We start from the raw sequence: 20,372 nt of genomic DNA, 5'->3' as shown, positions 1-20,372 counted from the left end.
CGGGGTCCGGGCTCAGGCCGGGATGGAGGCCACGCCGGGGGCGAGGAAGCGCTTGCCGTTCACCCGCTCGGAGACGCCCTCGCGGTCCAGGTACGGGGTGATCCCGCCCAGGTGGAAGGGCCAGCCGGCGCCGGTGATCATGCACAGGTCGATGTCCTGCGCCTCGCCGACGACGCCCTCGTCGAGCATCAGGCCGATCTCCTGGGCCACGGCCTCCAGGGCGCGGGCCAGGACCTGCTCCTCGGTCAGCACGGTGTCGCCGAAGGACAGCAGCGCCATCACCTCGGGGTCGAGCACCTGCTGGCCGTCCTGCCAGACGTAGAAGCCGCGCTTGCCGGCCGCGACCAGCTTGCCGAGGTTCTCGGAGACGGTGTAGCGCTCCGGGAAGGCCGCGGCCAGGGTCTCCGACACGTGCAGGGCGATGGCCGGGCCGACCAGCTCCAGCAGCACGATCGGGGACATCGGCAGGCCGAGCGGCAGCACGGCCTTCTCGACGGTCTCGATCGGGGTGCCCTCGTCGATGGCGCCCTGGATGGCGTCCATGAAGCGCAGCAGGATGCGGTTCACCACGAACGCCGGGGCGTCCTTGGTGAGCACGGCCGTCTTCTTCAGCTTCCGGGCGACACCGAAGGCGGTGGCCAGCGAGGCGTCGTCGGTCTTCTCCGCGCGGACGATCTCCAGCAGCGGGAGGATCGCGACCGGGTTGAAGAAGTGGAAGCCGACGACCCGCTCCGGGTGCTTCAGCTTCGAGGCCATCTCGGTGACCGAGAGGGAGGAGGTGTTGGTGGCGAGCACGCAGGTCGGGGAGACCACGTTCTCCAGGTCCGCGAAGACGGCCTGCTTGACGCCCATCTCCTCGAACACGGCCTCGATCACGAAGTCCGCGTCACCGAAGGCGGCAGCCTTGTCGAGCGAGCCGGTCACCAGGCCCTTGAGGCGGTTGGCCTTGTCCTTGCCGATGCGGCCCTTGCCGAGCAGCTTGTCGATCTCGGCGTGGACGTAGCCGACGCCCTTGTCGATCCGCTCCTGGTCGATGTCGGTGAGGACCACCGGCACCTCCATGCGACGGGCGAACAGCAGGGCCAGCTGCGAGGCCATCAGACCGGCGCCGACGACGCCGACCTTGGTGACCGGGCGGGCCAGCGACTTGTCCGGCGCGCCGAAGGGGCGCTTGGCGCGGCGCTGCACCAGGTTGAAGGCGTAGATGCCGCTGCGCAGCTCGCCGCCCATGATGAGGTCGGCCAGGGCCGCGTCCTCGGCGTCGAAGCCGGCCTGCAGGTCCTGGTCCTTGACCTGGGCGATGATGTCCAGCGCCCGGTACGCGGCCGGAGCGGCCCCGTGCACCTTGCCGTCGGCGACCAGACGGCCCCAGGCGACGGCGTCGTCCCAGGCCTTGCCGCGGTCGATCTCCTCGCGCTCGACGACGACGTCGCCCTTGAGCACGCGGGCGGTCCACAGCAGCGACTGCTCCAGGAAGTCGGCCGGCTCGAAGATCGCGTCCGCGATGCCGAGCTCGAACACCTCCTTGCCCTTGAGCTGCTTGTTCTGGGCCATCGAGTTCTCGATGATGACCTTGACGGCCTTCGCCGGGCCGATCAGGTTCGGCAGGATGCTGCAGCCGCCCCAGCCCGGGACCAGGCCCAGGAAGACCTCGGGCAGCGAGAACGCCGGGACGCCCGAGCTGACCGTGCGGTAGGTGCAGTGCAGGCCGACCTCGACGCCGCCGCCCATCGCCGCGCCGTTGTAGAAGGCGAAGGTGGGGACGGGCAGCGCGGCGATCCGCTTGAAGACCTCGTGGCCGCCCTTGCCGATGGCCAGCGCGTCCTGGTGCTCCTTCAGCAGCTCGACGCCCTTGAGGTCGGCGCCGACCGCGAAGATGAACGGCTTGCCGGTGATGGCGGCGCCGACGATGGTGCCGGCGGCGGCCTCGGCCTCGACCTGGTCCAGCGCGGCGTCCAGCTTCAGCAGCGAGCCGGGGCCGAAGGTGGTCGGCTTGGTGTGGTCGAAGCCGTTGTCCAGGGTGATCAGCGCGAGCTTGCCGGCCTGCAGCGGCAGGTCCAGGTGGCGTACGTGCGCGGTGGTGACGACCTCGCCGGGGAACAGCTCGGCGCCACGGGTCAGCAGCTCAGTCGTGGTGCTCATGGTCACTTACCACCCTCGAAGTGCGGGTTCTCCCAGATGATGGTGCCGCCCATGCCGAAGCCGATGCACATCGTGGTGAGGCCGTAGCGGACGTCCGGGCGCTGCTCGAAGCGGCGGGCCAGCTGGTTCATCAGGCGCACGCCCGAGGAGGCCAGCGGGTGGCCGAAGGCGATCGCGCCGCCGAACGGGTTGACCCGCTCGTCGTCGTCCGCGATGCCGAAGTGGTCCAGGAAGGCCAGCACCTGGACGGCGAAGGCCTCGTTGACCTCGAAGGCCTGGATGTCGTCGATGGTCAGACCGGCCTTGGCCAGCGCCTTCTCGGTGGCCGGCACCGGGCCGACGCCCATGAACTCCGGCTCCACGCCGGCGAAGGCGAAGGAGACCAGGCGCATCTTGACCGGCAGGCCGAGCTCCTCGGCCACGTCCTCGGCGGCCAGCAGCGAGGCGGTGGCGCCGTCGTTGAGACCGGCCGAGTTACCGGCGGTGATGTTGCCGTGCGGGCGGAACGGGGTCTTGAGGCCCGCCAGCGACTCCATGGTGGTGCCCGGGCGCAGCGGCTCGTCCACGGTGGCCAGGCCCCAGCCGGTCTCGCCGACCTCGGGGCGGGTGTTGCGGATCGAGATCGGCACCAGGTCGGGCTGGATGTCGCCGTTGGCGTACGCCTTGGCGGCCTTCTCCTGCGAGCGCACGGCGTAGGCGTCGGCGCGCTCCTTGGTCAGGTGCGGGAACCGGTCGTGCAGGTTCTCCGCGGTCATGCCCATGAACAGGGCGGACTCGTCGACCAGCTTCTCGGAGACGAAGCGCGGGTTCGGGTCCACGCCCTCGCCCATCGGGTGACGGCCCATGTGCTCGACGCCGCCGGCCACGACCACGTCGTACGCGCCGAAGGCGATGCCGCCGGCGGTGGTGGTCACGGCGGTCAGGGCGCCGGCGCACATGCGGTCGATGGCGTAGCCGGGGACGGACTTCGGCAGGCCGGCCAGCAGGGCGGCGGTGCGGCCGATGGTCAGGCCCTGGTCACCGATCTGCGTGGTGGCCGCGACGGCGACCTCGTCGATGCGCTCGACGGGCAGGTTCGGGTTACGACGCACGAGCTCCCGGATGCACTTGACGACCAGGTCGTCGGCGCGCGTCTCGTGGTAGATGCCCTTCGGGCCGGCCTTGCCGAACGGGGTGCGGACGCCATCGACGAAGACGACGTCCCTCGCGGTACGAGGCACGGGGGCTCTCCTCCCAGGGACCAACGGTTGAGGTGGGCAGGCTGCCGCCGTCCGTCGCAGTCGAGGGACAGGAGCGGCGCCGCTTCACAGCCATGCTACCCGCCGGTAACCAACCTGCCCAGGCCCGGCGGGTGCATCCACCTGTGTGTCCCGCGCCACTGTCACTCACCCGCTCGCCTCCGGGCGCTCGTACCCGGTGCCAGCCCGTCTCCCGGGGGCGACTCACCCACGCGTCCCCGGGGACGCCGAAGGGGATGCCGTCGGTGGGACGGCATCCCCTTCACGCGTGCGGCCCGGGCGGTCAGTCCGTCGCGGTGGCCGCGGCCGCGAAGGCGGCGGCGACCACCGGGGCGACCAGGTTCACCTGCCACTGGCGGGCGCCCAGCCGGCGCAGCGCGGCGGCCACGTTGTCGGCACTGGCGTCGGCCGGCGGCTCCCAGGAGACCCGGCGCACCAGGTCCGGGGTGATCAGATTCTCGGCGGGCAGGTTGTGCGTCTCGGCCAGCTCGCTGACCGCGGCCCGGGCGCCGGAGAGCCGGGCGGCGGCCACCGGGTCCTTCTCGGCCCAGGCGCGCGGCGGCGGCGGGCCGTCGTGCGGGGCGGCGGCCGGCGGCAGCTGGGCCTCCGGGATCTCCCGGGCGCGCTGGACGGCGGCGAGCCACTGCTCCAGCTGGCGGCGGTGCACCCGCGGGCCGAGGCCCTGGACGGCCTGCAGCCCGGGGACGTTCAGCGGCATGGCGAGCGCGACGTTGACGATCGCGGCGTCCGAGAGCACCCGGCCCGGCGAGACGTCCCGCTCCTGCGCCATCCGGTCGCGGGCCAGCCACAGCTCGCGGACCACGGCCAGCTGGCGGCGGCGGCGGACCTTGTGCAGCTGGGAGGTGCGCCGCCAGGGGTCGGTCCGGGGCGCCGGCCGGGGGGCGGCGGCGATCGCGGCGAACTCCTCCAGCGCCCAGTCGAGCTTGCCCTGGGCGTCCAGCTCCTGTTCGAGTGCGTCGCGCAGCTCGACCAGCACCTCGACGTCCAGAGCCGCGTAGCGCAGCCAGGGTTCGGGCAGCGGGCGGGTGGACCAGTCGACCGCGGAGTGCTCCTTGGCCAGCGACAGGCCGAGCACGCTCTCGGTCATCGGTCCGAGGCCGACACGGGCGAAGCCGGCGATCCGGCCGGCCAGCTCGGTGTCGAACAGCCGCCGCGGTCTCATCCCGACCTCGGCGAGGCACGGCAGGTCCTGGGTGGCGGCGTGCACCACCCATTCGGTGTCCGCCAGTGCGTCGCCGAGCCCGCTGAGGTCCGGGCAGGCGATCGGGTCGATCAGTGCCGTCCCGGCGCCCTCCCGGCGCAGTTGGATCAGGTACGCGCGCTGCCCGTACCGGTAGCCGGAGGCCCGTTCGGCGTCCACGGCGACCGGTCCGGTGCCCCGGGCGAACGCGGTGATGACCGCGGCCAGTGCCTGCTCGTCCGCCACGACGGGAGGGATCCCCTCCTTGGGCTCCAGGAGCGGGACCGGGGCGGCGGTGTCTTCTGGGATGGCTGCTACGGCGTCGGTCACTCACCAAGGGTACGACGGTCCTCGCGACCGGGAGTGTTGTCGGACTGGTCAGACCGCGTCCCCGCATATGCCGTGGTGGGGCCGGGCGGGTGGCCGCCGGGTCGGGCGGTGCGCCGCGGCGGCCCGGAGGAAACGTTCCTCCAGGCCGCCGCAGCGGGCCCGCCGGGACTCAGTGGATGATGCCGGTGCGCAGCGCGACGGCGACCATGCCGGCGCGGTCGCCGGTGCCGAGCTTGCGGGCGATCCGGGCCAGGTGGGACTTCACGGTCAGCGCGGACAGGCCCATGGCCACGCCGATCGCCTTGTTGGACTGGCCCTCGGCGACCAGTCGCAGGACCTCCACCTCACGGCCGGACAGCTCGCGGTACGCGGACTGCTGGGTGCCGGGCGCACCCGGGGCGCCCGGGGCTCCCGGCGCACCGGCCGCACCGGGCATGCCCGGCATGCCGGGACGGCGCATCCGGCCGGCCAGGCCGCCGGCGCCGATCGGCAGTCCGGGGCGGCCGGGCATCGCGACGTTGGTCCGGGTGCCGGTGACCACGTAGCCCTTGACGCCGCCGGCCAGCGCGCTGCGGACCGCGCCGATGTCGTCGGCGGCGGAGAGCGCCAGGCCGTTGGGCCAGCCCGCGGCGCGGGTCTCGGCCAGGATGGTCAGCCCGGAGCCGTCCGGCAGGTGCACGTCGGCGACGCAGATGTCGCGCGGGGTGGAGACCCGTGGCCGGGCCTCGGCGATCGAGGAGACCTCGATCACGTCCCGCACACCGAGCGCCCAGAGGTGCCGGGTGACGGTGTTGCGCACGCGGGGATCGGCGATGACCACCATGGCGGTGGGCTTGGTCGGACGGTAGGCGACCACGTTTGCGGGGTGCTCAAGAAGGACCGACACCAGGCCTCCTGCGGGGAGTGGCGGACGGAACCCCGATGGGGGCGGTCGGAGTGTTCCGCGTTCGGAAAGGGTCACAGTCTGCTTCGGCAGCTACCGTGCCCGGCTTTAGCGAAAGATCACGATCTAGTGAGTAACAATACGGACAAATCGCGCAGGTGACTGATACGACATGCCCGGAATTCGCACAAAATCGATCAGATCAAGCACGGATCAGTCGATTTCCGCCTGGTAATTGACATAGAGCGGCGCTGAAGTCACACTCCGTCAGCCCTGGGGGTGGCTCTGGCCCGGCCCGGCCCCGATCGGCCCGACCACCACTCCTCAGTGCGAGCGCGGACGCCGGCGGGCGGGCATCGGGACCACCCCACCGAGTGACGGCGCGTCGGGCAGCGGCTGCGCCGCCCCCTGCGCCGGCGGCAGGCCCGCGCTGATGCACAGCAGGTCCGCCCAGGCGGCCAGGTGCCGCTCGAAGCGGCCGTCCGAGGGCGTCCAGGAGGCCCGGATCTCGATCTCGTCGGAGGAGCCGCGCTCCGCCAGCGCCCCGAAGTACTGCGAGGCGCACCGGGTCACCGTGCCGCTCGGCTCCGCGTACCCGGCGCCGTGCGCGCGCAGCGCGTCCAGCAGCCAGGCCCAGCCGACCTCGGAGAGCATCGGGTCGCCGGCCATCTCCGGCTCCAGCTCCGCCCGGGTCATGGTCACCACGCGGAAGTCCCCGTTCCAGGACTCCTGCCCGGCCGGGTCGTGCAGCAGCACCAGCCGGCCGTCGGCCAGCTCGTCGCCGTCCACCTCCACGGAGGCGGTCACGGCGAAGGCGTGCGGGGCCAGACGGCGCGGCGCCGGCGCGGGGGAGAGCAGCACCTCCGGGCGCAGCCGCGCCCCGTTCAGCGCCTCGACGGCGGCCCGGAATCCGCTCGGTGCCGCCTCCCCACCCGTCCCGCCACCTGTTCCGCCACCCTGCGAGGGGTGCCCTCCGACCGCTGCCATGACCCGAAGACTAGGTCGAAAACGCGGGCAACCGGTGCAACTTCCGCCCGTGCGGCGCGCCGGGAGAGCAATCCGGCCACATCTTGGAGGAAGCCACGAGACCGGGTTGGAGGGGCGGCCCGGGGCGCATGCGAAGATTTGAACCGTGAGCGACACTACGGCAGACACCACGGCAGCCACGGCCCCCGCCGGCCCGCAGACCCCCGCGCGCCGCGGCGCCGCGCACGACTCGGCGTTCCTGCGCGCCTGCCGGCACGAGCCGGTACCGCACACCCCGGTCTGGTTCATGCGCCAGGCCGGCCGCTCGCTGCCCGAGTACCTGAAGGTCCGTGAGGGCATTCCGATGCTCGACTCCTGCATGCGGCCCGAACTGGTCAAGGAGATCACCCTCCAGCCGGTGCGCCGCCACAAGGTGGACGCGGCGATCTTCTTCAGCGACATCGTGGTCCCGCTCAAGGCGATCGGCATCGACGTCGACATCAAGCCCGGCATCGGCCCGGTGATCGCCGACCCGATCCGCACCGCCGAGGACCTCCGGCGGCTGCGCCCGCTGGAGCCGGACGACGTCCCCTACATCACCGAGGCGGTCGGCCTGCTGGTCGACGAGCTCGGCACCACCCCGCTGATCGGCTTCGCCGGCGCGCCGTACACGCTGGCCAGCTACCTGGTCGAGGGCGGCCCGTCCAAGAACCACGAGAACACCAAGGCCATGATGTACGGGCAGCCCGAGCTGTGGGCCGCCCTGGTCGACCGGCTGGCCGACATCACCGCCGCCTTCCTCAAGGTCCAGATCGAGGCCGGCGCCTCCGCCGTCCAGCTCTTCGACTCCTGGGTCGGCTCGCTCGCCCCGGACGACTACCGCCGCTCGGTGATGCCCGCCAGCACCAAGGTGTTCGACGCGGTCGCCGGGTACGGCGTGCCGCGCATCCACTTCGGCGTCGGCACCGGCGAGCTGCTCGGTCTGATGGGCCAGGCCGGCGCGGACGTGGTGGGCGTCGACTGGCGGGTGCCGCTGAACGTCGCCGCCGAGCGGGTCGGCCCCGGCAAGGCCCTGCAGGGCAACCTCGACCCGGCGGTGCTCTTCGCCCCGACCCGGGCCGTGGAGACCAAGGCCCGCGAGGTGCTGCACGCCGCCCAGGCGCTCGGCAGCAGCGGCCACGTCTTCAACCTCGGCCACGGCGTGATGCCGAGCATGGACCCGGACGCGCTCAGCCGGCTGGTCGAGTTCGTCCACGAGGCCAGCGCGCGCTGACCTCCGTACAGGGCTCCCTACGTCGACGGCGGGTCCCGGAGCACCGGGGCCCGCCGTCGTGACGTGTCAGCGGTCCGCGTCCTCCTGCCGGGGACGCGGCTCCCGCGCCTCGCCGCCCGCGCCACCGTCCGTATCGCCGTCCGTCCCGCCGTCCGCGTTCCCGTCCCGGGCCGGCGGTACGGGCGCCGGCCACGGCCCGTGGGCCGGCACCGGGGGCAGCTTCGGAGCGCGCCGCCGCCGCAGGAACCGGATCAGCACCACCAGCGGCACGGCGACCAGCAGGAACGGCGCCGCCACGGCCACCGTGACCGCGATGCCCCGGACGATCGCCAGCAGCGCCCGCCAGCCGTTGCCGAGCGCGTCGGTGACCGAGTCCCCGAAGCCGTCCTCCTTCTTCACGTCCGGCGCGTCGTTGTGCACCGGCCTCGCCTCGCGCCGCGCGTCCACGGTGATGGTGGACAGCGAGGTCTTCGCGGCCAGCTCCTTCTGCTGGCGCAGCAGCGACTCCAGGTCGGACTCGCGGCGGGCCAGCTCGGACTCCAGCGAGGTCACCTCGCCGATCGTCTTCGCCTGCGCCATCAGCGCCCGGATCCGGTCCACGCTCGCCTGCTGGGTCTGCACCCGGCCCGCCACGTCGGCGACCTGCTGGGTCACGTCCTCGGCCTGGCTGCGCCGGGAGACCACCTCGCCCAGGCCGGCCAGCTGGTCCAGGGTCTGCTGGAAGGCCGCCGACGGCACCTTCACCGTGATCTGCCCGTTCTGGGCGCCCTCGGTCGTCCCGGCCGCGGCCCCGCCGGTGTTCTCCGAGCCCACGTAGCCGCCGGCCGCCGTGGCCACCGTCCGCGCCTGCTCCAGCAGCTTCGGCACGTCCTTGCTGCGCAGCGAGAGCTGCGCGCTGTACGCGATCTGCCGGGTGTCCGCGGCCTTCGCCACAACCGGATCGGGCGCCGCCGGTCCGGCGGACGCGCCCGAGCCGGAACCCGAGCCGGCCCGCGCGCCCGGCGCCGGCGAACCGGCCGCCGGGGCGTTCGGCGCGACCTTGTTCGGCGCGGCCCCGGCCCCGCCCCCGGCCTCGGCGGCACCGGCGGCCTCCGGCGCCTTCGCCGGGGCCGCCGCGTCCGCCAGCGTCGAGCTGTCGCCCGACCCGGCCCCGCCGCACCCGCCGACCAGCAGCACCGCCACCACGGCCCCGGCCGCCAGCACCCCCGCTCTACCCGTTGCTCCCCGCACGCTCGTGCCTCCCCAACTCGCCGTCACGGCGCCCGGATCCGGGCGCTCGGACCATTGGACGGAGCCCGCCCCGATCCGGACCCGCCCGGGAGATCCCGACTGCGTCACGGCTCGGTCGCCGTCCGGAAACGGCCCCCGGCGTGCCGTACGCGTGAGCGGGCGCCGCCCGTCGCACAGTGGGCCGATGCAGCCGAAGACGGGCACGGTGCTCACCGCCACGATGGTCCTGCTCACCCTCACCACCGGCGTGGTCGAGGCCGTCAGCCTGCTGGCGCTCGGGCACGTCTTCACCGCGATGATGACCGGCAACCTGCTCTTCCTCGCCTTCGGCCTCGCCGGGGCGGGCGCAGGGCAACTGTCGGTGGCGGCCTCCTCGGTCTCCCTGGGGGCCTTCGCCGCGGGCGTGCTGACGGGCGGGCTGCTGGAACGGTGGGTGAACGCGCGCCACCGGCGGTGGTTCGTGACCGGGCTGCTCGTCGAGGCCGCGCTGGTGGCCGCCGCCGGGCTGATCGCCCTCCCGCTCCCCGCGGGGCCCGCGCCGCTCACCGGTCGCCACTACGCGGTGGTCGCCCTGGTCGCCCTGGCGATGGGCCTGCGCAGCGTCACCACCCTGCGTGCCCACGTGCCCGACCTGCCCACCACCCTGGCCACCCGCACCTTCACCGCCCTGCTCAACGACCTGGGCGGCCACCGGAACGTCCCCCGGCGGGTCGCCGCCGTCCTCGCCATGTTCCTCGGCGGCCTGGCCGGTGCCGCCCTCCTGGTCCACCACATCCGCCCGGCGCCCCTCCTCCTCGCCGTCGCCGCCGCCGTCCTCCTCGCCGCCCTCGCCCAGACCCGGACCCCGGCCCCGGTCACCCCATGACGCGCGCCCCCCGGCGGCGATCCGCGCGCGCTGCGGGGAGCCCCGGGCGGACGTCGGAGCGGCTAGCGTGGGCGGCATAAGTGAGTTGCCGGACTGGATCTACCCCCCCCGCGCACCGAGGGCGGGGTTGCCGACGACCTCGACCGACTTCCCGAGGCACCCCGGCACACCGAGCTGATCGACGGAGCGTTGATCCTGATGCTGTCCCCACAGCGTTGGTGGCACACCCACGTCGTCACCGCGCTGACCGTCGCGCTGGAGGACCGGGCCCCGGAGGGCTTCCTCGTGGAGCGCGAGATGACGATCACCCTGGACCGGCGCAACCGCCCTGAGCCCGATGTGCTGGTCGCCGAGGCCGACTACGACCCGGACCGCACCGGTTACGCCGCGGCCGACGTCGTGCTGGTCGTCGAGGCCGTGTCCCCCGAATCCGCCGACCGCGACCGCACCGTCAAGCTGCGCAAGTACGCCGAGGCCGGCATCGCGCACTACTGGCTGATCGAGGAGGAGGATGGCCTGCCCGTCGCGCACGTCTTCGAGCTGGAGCCCGCCCTCGGCTCGTACGCGCCGGCCGGGATCTTCCGGGGGAAGCTGGAGCGGTCGGTGCCGTTCCCGGTGGCCATCGACCTGGACGCGCTGGTGCCCGCCGCGAAGAACGCGGGGAAAGGGGCGGAGCGGGGTGACTGAGGTGACGGTGTAAGGCCTGCGAGACTGCCGTCATGTCGCAAGCACACGTGGTGGTGATCGGCGGCGGGATCGCGGGTTTGACCGCGGCCGCCTGGCTGGGTGGGGCGTTGGAGGGGCCCGCGCGGGCGCGGGTGACCCTGCTGGAGGCGTCCGGACGGGTCGGCGGGAAGCTGCACGGGGGTGAGGTCGGCGGTGTCCGGGTGGACCTCGGCGCCGAGTCGATGCTGGCCCGGCGCCCCGAGGCGGTCGAGCTGGCCCGGGCGGTCGGTCTCGGTGACGCGCTGGAGCCCCCGTCCACCGCGAAGGCCGCGATCTGGACCCGGGGCGCGCTGCGCCCGCTGCCCGGCGGACAGGTGATGGGCGTCCCCGGTGACCTGGCCGCCCTGGAGGCCTCCGGGGTGCTGAGTCCCGAGGGCCTGGAGCGCGCCCGGCACGAGGGCCGCACCGAGGTCGGCGAGGACGTCGCCATCGGCCGCTACGTCGCCGACCGGCTCGGCCGCGAGGTGGTGGACCGGCTGGTCGAGCCGCTGCTCGGCGGTGTCTACGCCGGCCACGCGGACGAGATCTCGCTGCGCGCCGCCGTCCCGCAGCTGCTGGCGATCGCGCGCGGCGGCGGCTCGCTGGTCGAGGGCGTGCACGCGCTGGCGACCCGGCCGCAGACCGCCTCGGGCCCGGTCTTCCAGGGCCTGAGCGGCGGCCTCGGCACCCTGCCCGAGGCGGTCGCCGCCGCCTGTACGAAGGCCGGCGTCGACCTGCGCACCGACACCCCGGTGGACGGCCTGCGCCGCACCCCGGACGGCTGGCGGGTCACCACCGCGGCCGGCACGCTGGACGCCGACGCGGTCGTCCTGGCCGTCCCCGCCCCGGTCGCCGCCCGGCTGCTGCGGGCCGACGCGCCCGGCGCCGCCGCCGAGCTGGACGCCGTCGAGTACGCGGGCATGGCCCTGATCACGCTGGCCTTCCGCCGCGCGGACCTGCCGGCCGTCCCCTCCGGCAGCGGCTTCCTGGTGCCGCCGGTGGACGGCCGCCGGATCAAGGCGTCCACCTTCTCCTCCAACAAGTGGGGCTGGCTGGAGCGCTCCGCCCCGGACAGCTTCCTGCTGCGCACCTCGCTGGGCCGGCTGCGCGAGGAGGAGCCGCTGGACCGGTCGGACGAGGAGCTGGTGGACCGGTCGCTGGCCGACCTGGGCGAGGCGATCGGCCTGAGCGCCAAGCCGTACGACACCACGGTGACCCGCTGGCGGGCCGGCCTGCCGCAATACCCGGTCGGCCATCTGGACCGGGTGGCCCGGATCCGCGAGGCGGCCGGACGGGTGGGCGCGCTGGCGCTGTGCGGGGCCGCGTACGACGGGGTGGGGATCCCGGCCTGCGTGGCGAGCGCGCGGGCCGCGGCCGAGAGCATCGACAAACTGTTGACCCCGCCGACCGGGGACACCGTCACGGAGAGGACAATGGGCGCATGACCGAGATCGCTGAGCAGCAGTCCGAGCACCAGCCGGAGAAGAAGAAGGCGCGGGACCTGAACCAGGTCATCCGCTACACCATGTGGTCGGTGTTCAAGCTCAAGGGTGCCCTGCCCGAGGACCGCACCGCCCTCGCCGCCGAGGTCGACGAGCTGTTCGCCCAGCTGGCCGCCAAGGACGTCACGGTGCGCGGCACCTACGACGTGTCCGGTCTGCGCGCCGACGCGGACGTCATGGTGTGGTGGCACGCCGCCGACTCGGACGACCTCCAGGAGGCGTACAACCGCTTCCGCCGCACCGGCCTCGGCCGGCTGCTGGAGCCGGTCTGGTCCAACATGGCCCTGCACCGCCCGGCTGAGTTCAACAAGTCGCACATCCCGGCGTTCCTCGCCGACGAGCACCCGCGCGACTACGTCTGCGTGTACCCGTTCGTCCGCTCCTACGAGTGGTACCTGCTGCCGGACGCCGAGCGGCGCTCGATGCTCGCCGAGCACGGCCAGATGGCCCGTGGCTACCCGGACGTGCGGGCCAACACGGTGGCCTCCTTCGCCCTCGGCGACTACGAGTGGCTGCTCGCCTTCGAGGCGGACGAGCTGCACCGCATCGTCGACCTGATGCGCGACCTGCGCCCGTCCCGCGCGCGGCTGCACGTGCGCGAGGAGGTGCCGTTCTTCACCGGCCGCCGCAAGCCGGTCAGCGAGCTCCTGAACGGCCTGGTCTGACGGTCGGACACACGAGGGCCCGCCCGGTGGGAGCACCGGGCGGGCCCTCGTGGTGTACAGCGGGGCGGCGGACCGGTCAGTACCGCAGGGCCGCCCGCAGCCGGGCGTCCGGCAGCACCGAGGGCCCCACCATGGCGACGGCGGTGAGGAGTTCGCGCTCCTCGTCGTCGGCGAGCCCGTACTGGTGCGGCGGGCGGACCTCGCGCAGCACCTCCTGGCCCAGCGGCGAGGCCCAGCGGGTGTACGGGTAGACGTCGACCCGGGCCATCAGCAGGGTGCCCGAGGTCAGGATCAGCGGCAGCGAGAACCAGGCCAGCGCCGCCAGGGTGTCACCGCCCTCCAGCCACCCGGCGACCAGCGCCCCGGTCAGCAGGACCAGTGACAGCAGCAGCGAGTGGCGGACCTGGCGGACCGCCAGCACGGTGCTGCGCTGGACCACCGCCGGCGTGGCCAGCCCGGCCAGGGAGAGCCGGGCGCCGATCTCCAGCACGGTCGGGTGGGCCGCCATGGCCCGCCGCAGGTGCGCCGTACGGCACTGCACCTCCGGCCCGACCGAGGCGATCACCGCGCGTTCCAGCCGGCTGCGACCCTGCGGGTCGACCACCGTGGTCCAGCCGGTGTGGGCGAGGTGCAGCCGCCCGCGGGAGGCCATCAGGACGAGTGCCAGGTCGACCACCCGGTCCGGGCCGCCGGCCAGGTACGCGGTCTCGTACAGGCCGATTCCGACGGGTTCCGGCGGTCGCGGGTCGCCCCGGCCGGTGAGGGAGTCGGCGGTCGCCGTGACCCGGACCAGCCGGATGCAGGAGAGCACCGCGGCGACGCAGGCCGGGATCAGGAAGAGCAACCACATGGGGTTGTTCTAGACCCGACCCGGCCCGGCGTGGAACGCATTCCCGGAACGCTTCACCGAACTGTGACCGGTCGCGGAGCGTCCCGGGCACCTAGGGTGTGTCTTGCGGATCACTGCCGGGTCCGCGACGCCGGGGCACGCACCTCGCCGCGTTGTCGTCGGTCGCCAATGCTCCGCAGTGGCTCCCTCCTCCGCCTTGCGATGCACGCACCCCAACACCGCGGCCTATCCGACAAGATCCACAAGACACGCCCTCGGCCGGCCGGGGTCAGGAGCCGCAGCCGCCCCCGCCGCCTCCGCAGCTGGAGCTGGAGCCGCCGCAGCTGGAGGAGGACGACGAGCAGCTGGAGCCCGACGAGGACGAGCAGCTGGAGGAGGAGCCGCAGCCGGAGCCGCCGCAGCTGGAGGACGAGGGGGAGTCGGACGAGCCGCCGCACCAGGTCGTCGTCGAGCCGCACGAGGAGGAGGACGAGGAGGAGTTCGAGGACGAGGCGGGGGAGCCGGTCGTCAGCGCGGCCGTCCGGGCCTGGGCCTCCAGCTCGGCCTCCGCCTCCAGCATCGTCTCCTGGAGCTCCAGGTCGTCGCCGAGTCCGACCGCCAGGCCGCCCAGCGCGACGGCCCCGAGCAGCAGCCCGGTGCCCGCGTCCACACCGGAGCCGGTCCCGGGGTTCCACGCGGTGGAGCCCTGGGTCATCAGGCCGAGCTGCCTGCGCCCGGCCGGGGTGATCCGGCTCTTCGGCACCCGCAGGGACGGGACGGCGACGAGCGGCGCGCTGAAGAGGATGGCGGCCATCATCAGGTCGGGGCGGTCACCGCCCATCAGGAAGCCCGCCACGGTGAACAGCGCCACCAGTGGCGACGTCAGCCAGATCAGCCCGCGGGCCTTGCGGGCCCGCTCCAGCCCGACCGGGTTGCGCATCAGACCGCGGCCGGCGAGGCCGTCGCCGATCCGCTGCACGGCGGCGGAGCGCATCACGTCCCGGCGGACGGCCTTCAGCTCGCGCCGCCGCTCCGGCCCGACGGCCTCGACGATCGCCGCCTCGACCTCGTCGTACGGCTCCACGCCGGTCCAGGTGATCAGTCCGGAGCGGGAGACGATGACCCGGCCGGTCTTGTGCATCCGGACCAGCGCGGTGTCGAAGGCGCGGCCGGGGCCGCCGGACAGGAAGGCGGCGTCCAGCAGCGGCAGGCCGCGGCCGGGCAGGCCCATCGGGTTGGGCACCCGGAAGGCCCGGGCGCGGGCGATGCCGGTCAGGACGATGGTGGTGGCCAGGTAGAGGCCCGGGATCAGGTAGAGCCAGTCGTGCCACATGGGCGTTCCCCCGGTTGTTTCGGTGGTCGGTCAGTTGTCGCGGCTCAGCGCCCGGCGCAGGCGTCCGAGCGGAGTGCGCGGCCTCGGCACCGGGCCGCGCAGCCACAGCTCGACGGCCGCGCGGGTCGCGGTGTCGAGCTCCCCCGGGACGGGGTCCCCCTGGGTGGCGGGTCCCTCCCGTCCGAGCACCCACTCGGCGAAGGCCCGGGCGTCGGCCCGGTAGCCGCCGGTCTGCGGGTGCCGTCGTGCGTAGGCCAGGAACAGCGGGCCGTAGCGCGGCCCCAGGGACCGCGCCAGCTCCGGTGCGACCTTGGCCGTGGTGTCGCGCCGCTTGCTCGCCAGTCCGACGGACTGGGCGCGCACCTGCCGCTCGTCGAAGCCGGGCGGCACCGGCCCGCCGGCCACCAGGGCGGCGAGCAGTTCCGCCTGGCGCCGGGCGAGGTCGGCGCGCGCGGCGGTGAGGTCCTCCTCCGTCATCGCGCGCCGTCCAGGACGGCCCGGATGGCGTCCAGTTCGCCGGAGAGCTCGGCCGGTGGCGGGAAGTTGCCGTCCCGCTCCAGCAGCACCCCGGGCGGCGCGACCCGGGCGCACAGCTCGGCGAGCACCTCCAGCACCGGTTCGGTGACCGGGTCGGCGTGGGTGTCGTGCCAGACGCCGTCCACCAGCCGGCCGCCCGCGACGTGCACGTACGCGAGGGCCTCCAGCGGGAGGCGGTCCAGCTCGGCGGCCGGGTCGATGCCCAGGTTGACGCGGTTGGTGTGCAGGTTGGCGACGTCGATGAGCAGCCGTACGCCGGTGCGCTCGACGAGTTCGGCGAGGAACTGCCCCTCGGTGAGCTCGTCGTCCGGCCAGCTCAGCTGGGCGGCGATGTTCTCCAGGGCGAGCGGCACGGGCAGCTGGTCCCGGGCGATCCGGACGTTCTCGGCGATCACCTTCAGCGCGTCCCGTGAACGCGGGACGGGCAGCAGGTGGCCGGCCTCCAGGCCGCCGGCCCGGACGAACGCCAGGTGCTCGGTGACCAGCGGCGATTCCAGCGCCAGCGCGGTCTCCGCCAGCGCCTTGAGCCGGTCGCCGTCGGGCCGGTCGGCGCCGCCGAGGCCGAGGCCGACGCCGTGCGGGACGACGGTGACCCCGCGCGAGCGCAGGACCCGCAGCGACTCGGGGAGGTGGTCGGCGCAGACGTTCTCCGCGACGACCTCGACCCAGTCGAGGCCGGGCTGGCGTTCGACGACGGTGTCGATCTCGGAGCGCCAGCCGAGGCCGACCCCGAGGTGGAGGGTGGAGAGCGAAGTCATGGTGAGCCCCCTCTGAGGGCCGGTGGGAGGAGCCGTGCGGTCGGCGCGGGCGTCTTCGCCAGGGCCGTCCGGGCTCGTGCTGCTGAGGATGTCCCCGGACGCGGCGACTGCCAAGCCTCTACCGGTCATCTCAGAGCATTATTTGAGCTTGGTGGTTCGGACGGGACGGACCCTACCGGCCACCCCGGGACGTCTTCGCAGGTGGGGGCCCGTAATTCGGAGGCGCGGACGGCGGTTCGCCCGCTACCGTTGGCCGCCTATGACTTTGACGATCCGTGACTTCCGCCCCGAGGACGCCGAGGCCTCCTCCGCCGCCCACAGCGCCGGCCGTGAGCACCTGCTGCTCACCCCCGAGGTGTTCGTCTGGCTCACCGGCCACCAGGCCGCCGACACCCACTACCGCACCTTCGTCGCCGAGCTCGACGGCCGGGTGGTCGGATCGGTCCGCTGCGGCGTGGTGACCGGGACGACCACCAAGGGCATCGGCTTCGCCAACGGCAGCGTCCTGCCGGAGTTCCGGCGCCGCGGGGCCGGTCGCGGCCTGCTGGCGGCCGCCGAGGAGCACCTGCGCGCCCACGGCGTCGTGGAGCTGCACACCTGGGTGGACGAGGTCGAGGACTCCCGCGCCTTCGCCCTCGCCGCCGGCTACGAGGAGGGCCGGACCGCCCACTTCGGCGGACGCGACCTCACCCTCCCGCTGCCGGAGCGGACCGCGCCGCCCGAGGGCGTCGAGCTGCGTCCGGTCACCGAGTGGGCGGACGACCCGTACCCGATCTTCCTGGTCGAGGCGGACGCGGCGCGCGACGAGCCCGGCGAGGTCGAGATGGACGCCGCCGACTACCAGGACTGGCTGGCCACGGTGTGGGCCCGCCCCGACCTGGACCGCGCGCTGACGATGGTCGCCGTGGTCGACGGGGTGCCGGCCGCGTTCAGCGCCGTGCAGAGCGACGGCGACCGGTACTGGTCGGCGTTCACCGCCTCCCGGCGGGAGTTCCGGGGGCGCGGACTGGCCAAGCTCGCCAAGCTGGAGTCGCTGCACCGGGCCCGGGCCGCCGGCCTGCGCCGCGCGTACACCAGCAACGACGCCACCAACGCGCCGATGCTCGCGATCAACGCCTGGCTCGGGTACGAGCGCTGCGCCAGCGAGCGGAAGTTCATCAAGCGCCTGGACGGCTGACCCATATGCTGTCGAGGGGCGGCCGGGACGGGACCGCCCCTCGACGTGGGCCTCTCCGGCCGGTCAGAAGCTCGCGACGGCCTCGGACTCGCTGTCATAGGTCTCGAAGATCGTGATCAGCTGCGTGATCGCGAGGATGTCGTTGACCTTCGGCGGCAGGTTGACGAGCTTGAGCCTGCCGCCCTGGTTGCTGACGGCGGTGTAGGAACTGACGAGCTCGCCGACGCCGCTGCTGTCGATGGTGGTGACGTTCTCCAGGTTGACCAGGATCTTCTTCGCACCGCCCTCCAGCGCGGTACGGACGCTCTCGCGGAGTGCCATGTCGCCCTCGCCGATGGTGATCCTGCCCTTGACGTCCAGCACGGTGACGCCGTCGACCGTACGGGGATTGATGGTGGCCATGGCTGCCTGCCTTCACTCGGTGATGTTGAGCACCAGGACCACGTCGGTCCCCGGCGGGTCGTCGCGGCGCACGATCTCGTAGCCGTCGGTGAGGTGGCCGATCATGACCAGGCCGCGGCCGGAGGACGTCATGTTGAGCTCCGGGGTGCGCGGCGGGGGTTCGAAGCCCTCGCCCTCGTCGCCGACCGTGACGTAGAGCCAGCCGCCCCGTCGGTGCCAGTCGAGCCGGACGCGTTTGGCGGGGTCCAGCCGGTTGCCGTGCAGCACGGCGTTGGCGGCGGCCTCGTGCACGGCGAGCCCGAGGCGGTACCGCTCGTCCTCGCCCAGTCCGCAGACCTCGCACACCTGCGCCACCCACGCCTCGGCGGCCGCCACGCTCGCCACCTCGGACGGTAGCTCCAGTGACTCCGGCACCACGGGCCCCCAGACGTCCGTACACCGTCAACGACCTCGGTGAGCCTACGGTCGGGGCCGGCCGCTTCCGGGGACGGCACGGCGCCCTTCACCCGAAGGTGTGAAGAAGCCGGCGGGCCTCACGGCCGGGCGGGCCGGTCCGCCCGGTAGACGTAGTGGTCGCGGGAGTCGGCGGGGTTGTCCGGCTCCAGCTCGCCCTCGGCGACGCGGCGCAGCCCGGCCTTCTCCAGGGCCCGCCAGGAGGCGCGGTTGGCCGCCGACACCGGGACCACGACGGCCGGGGCGCCGGGGTGCTCCCGCCAGGTGGCCTCGACGATCGACCGGATCATCCGGGTGCCGAGGCCCCGCCCGGTCCGGGACGCCTCGCCGATCAGGTAGTCGACGGTCACCGCGCCGTCCGGCACCTCGACGACGGCGGCGATCTCGGCCAGGTACTCGGGGTAGTCGGCCAGCCGACAGCGCTGGACCAGCCCGACCGGCCGGCCGTCGAGGAGGGCCAGCAGGTCCTCCGAGGGCTCCTCGCCCCGCGCCGCCGGCCCGAAGTCCCGCCGCACCGCCTCGGCCGAGGTCTCGTGGTGCCACCACCGGGCCACGTGCGGCTCCTCCAGCCACCGCCGGAGCAGCGGGAAGTCCTCCTCGGTGACCCTGCGCCAGCTGATCATCAGTCCTCCCTCGTCCATGGTGTGCCTCCGGTGGATCGTGACCGATCGGTCGGCGAACGCGCCACGTCCGGCCCGTGAGACGGAGTCTCCCGTTCCATCGGGCATGAATCAGGACACTCCCGGGTGCTCCTGGCGCGAAGTGTTCCCGACTCCACAGGTTTTGCCCCGCTCCTGACTGTTCATGGGCATAATCGCGCGCATGACGATCAACCGTGCGAACGTGAGCGCGATTGCCGAGGACCTGTACGTCTGGCTCCCCCCGAAGCGGGGGTGGGGCCTCGCCAACTGCGGGCTGCTGGCGACACCGAGCACCGCGCTGTGGATCGACACGCCGTACGACCCCTCGCTCGCCTCGGAGTTCCTCGCGGAGAGCCGCAAGCGGCTCGCCGACGGGGTGGACATCGACCGGGTGATCGTCACCCACGCCAACGGCGATCACCTGTGGGGCGCCGGCGTCGTCCCGGGGGCCGAGATCATCAGTACCCGCGAGGCGTTGGAGCACATCCACTACGAGCCCGCGCCCAAGCAGCAGCACGCCCTGGTGGCCGGCAGCGACCCCGACTCCCCGCTCGGCGCCTACCTGCGGCGCCACTTCGGCCAGTTCGACTGGTCGGAGACCGAACCCGTCCACCCGGACACGGTGTTCACCGGTGAGCTGGAGCTGAAGGCGGGCCCGTACCCGGTGCTGATCACCGGGCTGGCCGCCGCGCACACCGGCGGCGACCTGATGGTCCACCTGCCGCACCAGCGGGCGGTGTTCACCGGCGACGTGATATTCGGTTCCACCGACGAGCAGCCCGGCGACCACCCGGTGCACTGGGCCGGGCCGCTGGAGAACGTCATCGCCGCCTGCGAGCAGGTGCTCGCCACCGGCGCCGAGATCATCGTCCCCGGTCACGGGCCGGTGCTCGACCGGGTCGGCGTGCACGCCCACATCGGCTACCTGGAGTACGTCCGGGAGCGCGCGCACGCCCTGCACGAGGCCGGGATCCCCGCACTGGACGCCGCCCGGCGGATCATCGCCGAGGACCGGCACCCCGAACTCGCCCTGCCCGAGCGGCTGGTGCTCACCGTCGCCGCCGAGTACCGGCACCTGGACGGCACCGAGGCCCCCGACGTCCTCGCGGCGATGACCCAGGTCGCCGTGGTCGCCCGCGAGCTGGAGACCCGGTGACCGGGCTCGCCTGGGCGGCGCTGGCGCTGGCCGCCGTCGCGCTGGCCGGGCTCGCCGTCGTGCTGCGCGCCCGGGGCCGGGCCGTC

At 73.7% G+C, this 20,372-nt stretch carries 18 protein-coding genes and 1 pseudogene; 7 read left to right on the top strand and 12 right to left on the bottom strand.

All coding sequences use genetic code 11. From position 1 onward, the window contains the following. Positions 1 to 12: 12 nt before the first annotated feature. The 5 genes from ACWEQL_RS24765 to ACWEQL_RS24745 all read right to left on the bottom strand — a co-directional run bounded on the left by ACWEQL_RS24765 (position 13) and on the right by ACWEQL_RS24745 (position 6,781). Entirely contained in the window at positions 13 to 2,142 is a 2,130-nt protein-coding gene (locus tag ACWEQL_RS24765) for a 3-hydroxyacyl-CoA dehydrogenase NAD-binding domain-containing protein (protein ID WP_452152498.1), read from the bottom strand. Positions 2,143 to 2,144: 2 nt separating this feature from the next. Further along, positions 2,145 to 3,362, bottom strand: coding sequence for a thiolase family protein (locus tag ACWEQL_RS24760; protein ID WP_452152497.1), 1,218 nt, complete (start codon positions 3,360 to 3,362; stop codon positions 2,145 to 2,147). A 301-nt stretch (positions 3,363 to 3,663) separates the two neighbouring features. Next, a complete protein-coding gene (locus tag ACWEQL_RS24755; protein ID WP_452152496.1) occupies positions 3,664 to 4,911 on the bottom strand; it encodes a ribonuclease D in 1,248 nt (415 codons plus the stop codon). 169 nt (positions 4,912 to 5,080) lie between these two features. After that, complete coding sequence (locus ACWEQL_RS24750) at positions 5,081 to 5,797, bottom strand: LuxR C-terminal-related transcriptional regulator (protein ID WP_452152495.1); 717 nt, start codon at positions 5,795 to 5,797, stop codon at positions 5,081 to 5,083. A gap of 321 nt (positions 5,798 to 6,118) precedes the next feature. Beyond that, positions 6,119 to 6,781, bottom strand: coding sequence for a DUF3000 domain-containing protein (locus ACWEQL_RS24745; protein WP_452152494.1), 663 nt, complete (start codon positions 6,779 to 6,781; stop codon positions 6,119 to 6,121). A gap of 145 nt (positions 6,782 to 6,926) precedes the next feature. Between ACWEQL_RS24745 and hemE the strand changes: the two genes are divergently transcribed. Beyond that, positions 6,927 to 8,033: a uroporphyrinogen decarboxylase gene (gene hemE, locus ACWEQL_RS24740; protein ID WP_452152493.1), complete on the top strand. Its 1,107-nt coding sequence runs from the start codon at positions 6,927 to 6,929 to the stop codon at positions 8,031 to 8,033. 66 nt (positions 8,034 to 8,099) lie between these two features. On the opposite strand, the gene ACWEQL_RS24735 is transcribed toward hemE, so the two are convergent. Next, the gene (locus ACWEQL_RS24735) at positions 8,100 to 9,236 is read right to left on the bottom strand and encodes a DUF4349 domain-containing protein (RefSeq protein ID WP_452152492.1); all 1,137 of its coding nucleotides are present in this window, start codon (positions 9,234 to 9,236) and stop codon (positions 8,100 to 8,102) included. Between the two features lie 211 nt (positions 9,237 to 9,447). Between ACWEQL_RS24735 and ACWEQL_RS24730 the strand changes: the two genes are divergently transcribed. The 4 genes from ACWEQL_RS24730 (at position 9,448) to hemQ (ending at position 13,000) form a co-directional block, all read left to right on the top strand. Then, positions 9,448 to 10,128, top strand: coding sequence for a YoaK family protein (locus ACWEQL_RS24730; RefSeq protein WP_452152491.1), 681 nt, complete (start codon positions 9,448 to 9,450; stop codon positions 10,126 to 10,128). Positions 10,129 to 10,221: 93 nt separating this feature from the next. Further along, on the top strand, positions 10,222 to 10,815 hold the full coding sequence (locus ACWEQL_RS24725) for a Uma2 family endonuclease (protein WP_452152505.1): 594 nt from the start codon (positions 10,222 to 10,224) through the stop codon (positions 10,813 to 10,815). A gap of 32 nt (positions 10,816 to 10,847) precedes the next feature. Next, complete coding sequence (gene hemG, locus ACWEQL_RS24720) at positions 10,848 to 12,278, top strand: protoporphyrinogen oxidase (protein WP_452152490.1); 1,431 nt, start codon at positions 10,848 to 10,850, stop codon at positions 12,276 to 12,278. Then, entirely contained in the window at positions 12,275 to 13,000 is a 726-nt protein-coding gene (hemQ, locus tag ACWEQL_RS24715; protein ID WP_452152489.1) for a hydrogen peroxide-dependent heme synthase, read from the top strand. Before hemG ends, hemQ begins: the two co-directional genes overlap by 4 nt. A 76-nt stretch (positions 13,001 to 13,076) precedes the next feature. Here the strand turns inward: hemQ and ACWEQL_RS24710 are convergent, their stop codons facing one another. The 3 genes and pseudogenes from ACWEQL_RS24710 to ACWEQL_RS24700 all read right to left on the bottom strand — a co-directional run bounded on the left by ACWEQL_RS24710 (position 13,077) and on the right by ACWEQL_RS24700 (position 16,457). Next, positions 13,077 to 13,850 carry a TIGR04222 domain-containing membrane protein gene (locus tag ACWEQL_RS24710; RefSeq protein ID WP_452152488.1) on the bottom strand — a complete coding sequence of 258 codons (774 nt, stop codon included), beginning with the start codon at positions 13,848 to 13,850 and terminating at the stop codon, positions 13,077 to 13,079. 268 nt (positions 13,851 to 14,118) lie between these two features. Beyond that, positions 14,119 to 15,162 carry a TIGR04222 domain-containing membrane protein gene (locus ACWEQL_RS24705; RefSeq protein WP_452152487.1) on the bottom strand — a complete coding sequence of 348 codons (1,044 nt, stop codon included), beginning with the start codon at positions 15,160 to 15,162 and terminating at the stop codon, positions 14,119 to 14,121. Positions 15,163 to 15,192: 30 nt separating this feature from the next. Then, positions 15,193 to 16,457: pseudogene (locus ACWEQL_RS24700) on the bottom strand (multinuclear nonheme iron-dependent oxidase). Positions 16,458 to 16,716: 259 nt separating this feature from the next. Between ACWEQL_RS24700 and ACWEQL_RS24695 the strand changes: the two are divergent. Continuing rightward, positions 16,717 to 17,634, top strand: a complete 918-nt coding sequence (locus tag ACWEQL_RS24695; protein WP_452152486.1) for an N-acetyltransferase family protein — start codon at positions 16,717 to 16,719, stop codon at positions 17,632 to 17,634. A gap of 63 nt (positions 17,635 to 17,697) precedes the next feature. Here ACWEQL_RS24695 and ACWEQL_RS24690 read toward each other — a convergent pair whose 3' ends face one another. The 3 genes from ACWEQL_RS24690 to ACWEQL_RS24680 all read right to left on the bottom strand — a co-directional run bounded on the left by ACWEQL_RS24690 (position 17,698) and on the right by ACWEQL_RS24680 (position 19,112). After that, entirely contained in the window at positions 17,698 to 18,036 is a 339-nt protein-coding gene (locus ACWEQL_RS24690; RefSeq protein ID WP_452152485.1) for an STAS domain-containing protein, read from the bottom strand. A 12-nt stretch (positions 18,037 to 18,048) separates the two neighbouring features. Continuing rightward, a complete protein-coding gene (locus tag ACWEQL_RS24685; RefSeq protein ID WP_452152484.1) occupies positions 18,049 to 18,450 on the bottom strand; it encodes an ATP-binding protein in 402 nt (133 codons plus the stop codon). Positions 18,451 to 18,569: 119 nt separating this feature from the next. Beyond that, positions 18,570 to 19,112 carry a GNAT family N-acetyltransferase gene (locus ACWEQL_RS24680; RefSeq protein ID WP_452152504.1) on the bottom strand — a complete coding sequence of 181 codons (543 nt, stop codon included), beginning with the start codon at positions 19,110 to 19,112 and terminating at the stop codon, positions 18,570 to 18,572. A gap of 199 nt (positions 19,113 to 19,311) precedes the next feature. Here ACWEQL_RS24680 and ACWEQL_RS24675 point away from each other — a divergent pair, with 199 nt between their 5' ends. Beyond that, complete coding sequence (locus ACWEQL_RS24675) at positions 19,312 to 20,286, top strand: MBL fold metallo-hydrolase (protein ID WP_452152483.1); 975 nt, start codon at positions 19,312 to 19,314, stop codon at positions 20,284 to 20,286. Positions 20,287 to 20,372: the final 86 nt, after the last annotated feature.

This window comes from Kitasatospora sp. NPDC004240 (assembly GCF_053603215.1).
This window is presented reverse-complemented; position numbering and strand designations above follow the sequence as displayed.

What these genes read in the sequence shown, in the direction of transcription:
- ACWEQL_RS24765 (WP_452152498.1), bottom strand. Translation starts at nt 2,142, where the DNA reads ATGAGCACCACGACTGAGCTGCTGACCCGTGGCGCCGAGCTGTTCCCC.
- ACWEQL_RS24745 (WP_452152494.1), bottom strand. Translation starts at nt 6,781, where the DNA reads ATGGCAGCGGTCGGAGGGCACCCCTCGCAGGGTGGCGGAACAGGTGGC.
- ACWEQL_RS24730 (WP_452152491.1), top strand. Translation starts at nt 9,448, where the DNA reads ATGCAGCCGAAGACGGGCACGGTGCTCACCGCCACGATGGTCCTGCTC.
- hemG (WP_452152490.1), top strand. Translation starts at nt 10,848, where the DNA reads ATGTCGCAAGCACACGTGGTGGTGATCGGCGGCGGGATCGCGGGTTTG.
- hemQ (WP_452152489.1), top strand. Translation starts at nt 12,275, where the DNA reads ATGACCGAGATCGCTGAGCAGCAGTCCGAGCACCAGCCGGAGAAGAAG.
- ACWEQL_RS24710 (WP_452152488.1), bottom strand. Translation starts at nt 13,850, where the DNA reads ATGTGGTTGCTCTTCCTGATCCCGGCCTGCGTCGCCGCGGTGCTCTCC.
- ACWEQL_RS24705 (WP_452152487.1), bottom strand. Translation starts at nt 15,162, where the DNA reads ATGTGGCACGACTGGCTCTACCTGATCCCGGGCCTCTACCTGGCCACC.
- ACWEQL_RS24695 (WP_452152486.1), top strand. Translation starts at nt 16,717, where the DNA reads ATGACTTTGACGATCCGTGACTTCCGCCCCGAGGACGCCGAGGCCTCC.
- ACWEQL_RS24690 (WP_452152485.1), bottom strand. Translation starts at nt 18,036, where the DNA reads ATGGCCACCATCAATCCCCGTACGGTCGACGGCGTCACCGTGCTGGAC.
- ACWEQL_RS24680 (WP_452152504.1), bottom strand. Translation starts at nt 19,112, where the DNA reads ATGATCAGCTGGCGCAGGGTCACCGAGGAGGACTTCCCGCTGCTCCGG.
- ACWEQL_RS24675 (WP_452152483.1), top strand. Translation starts at nt 19,312, where the DNA reads ATGACGATCAACCGTGCGAACGTGAGCGCGATTGCCGAGGACCTGTAC.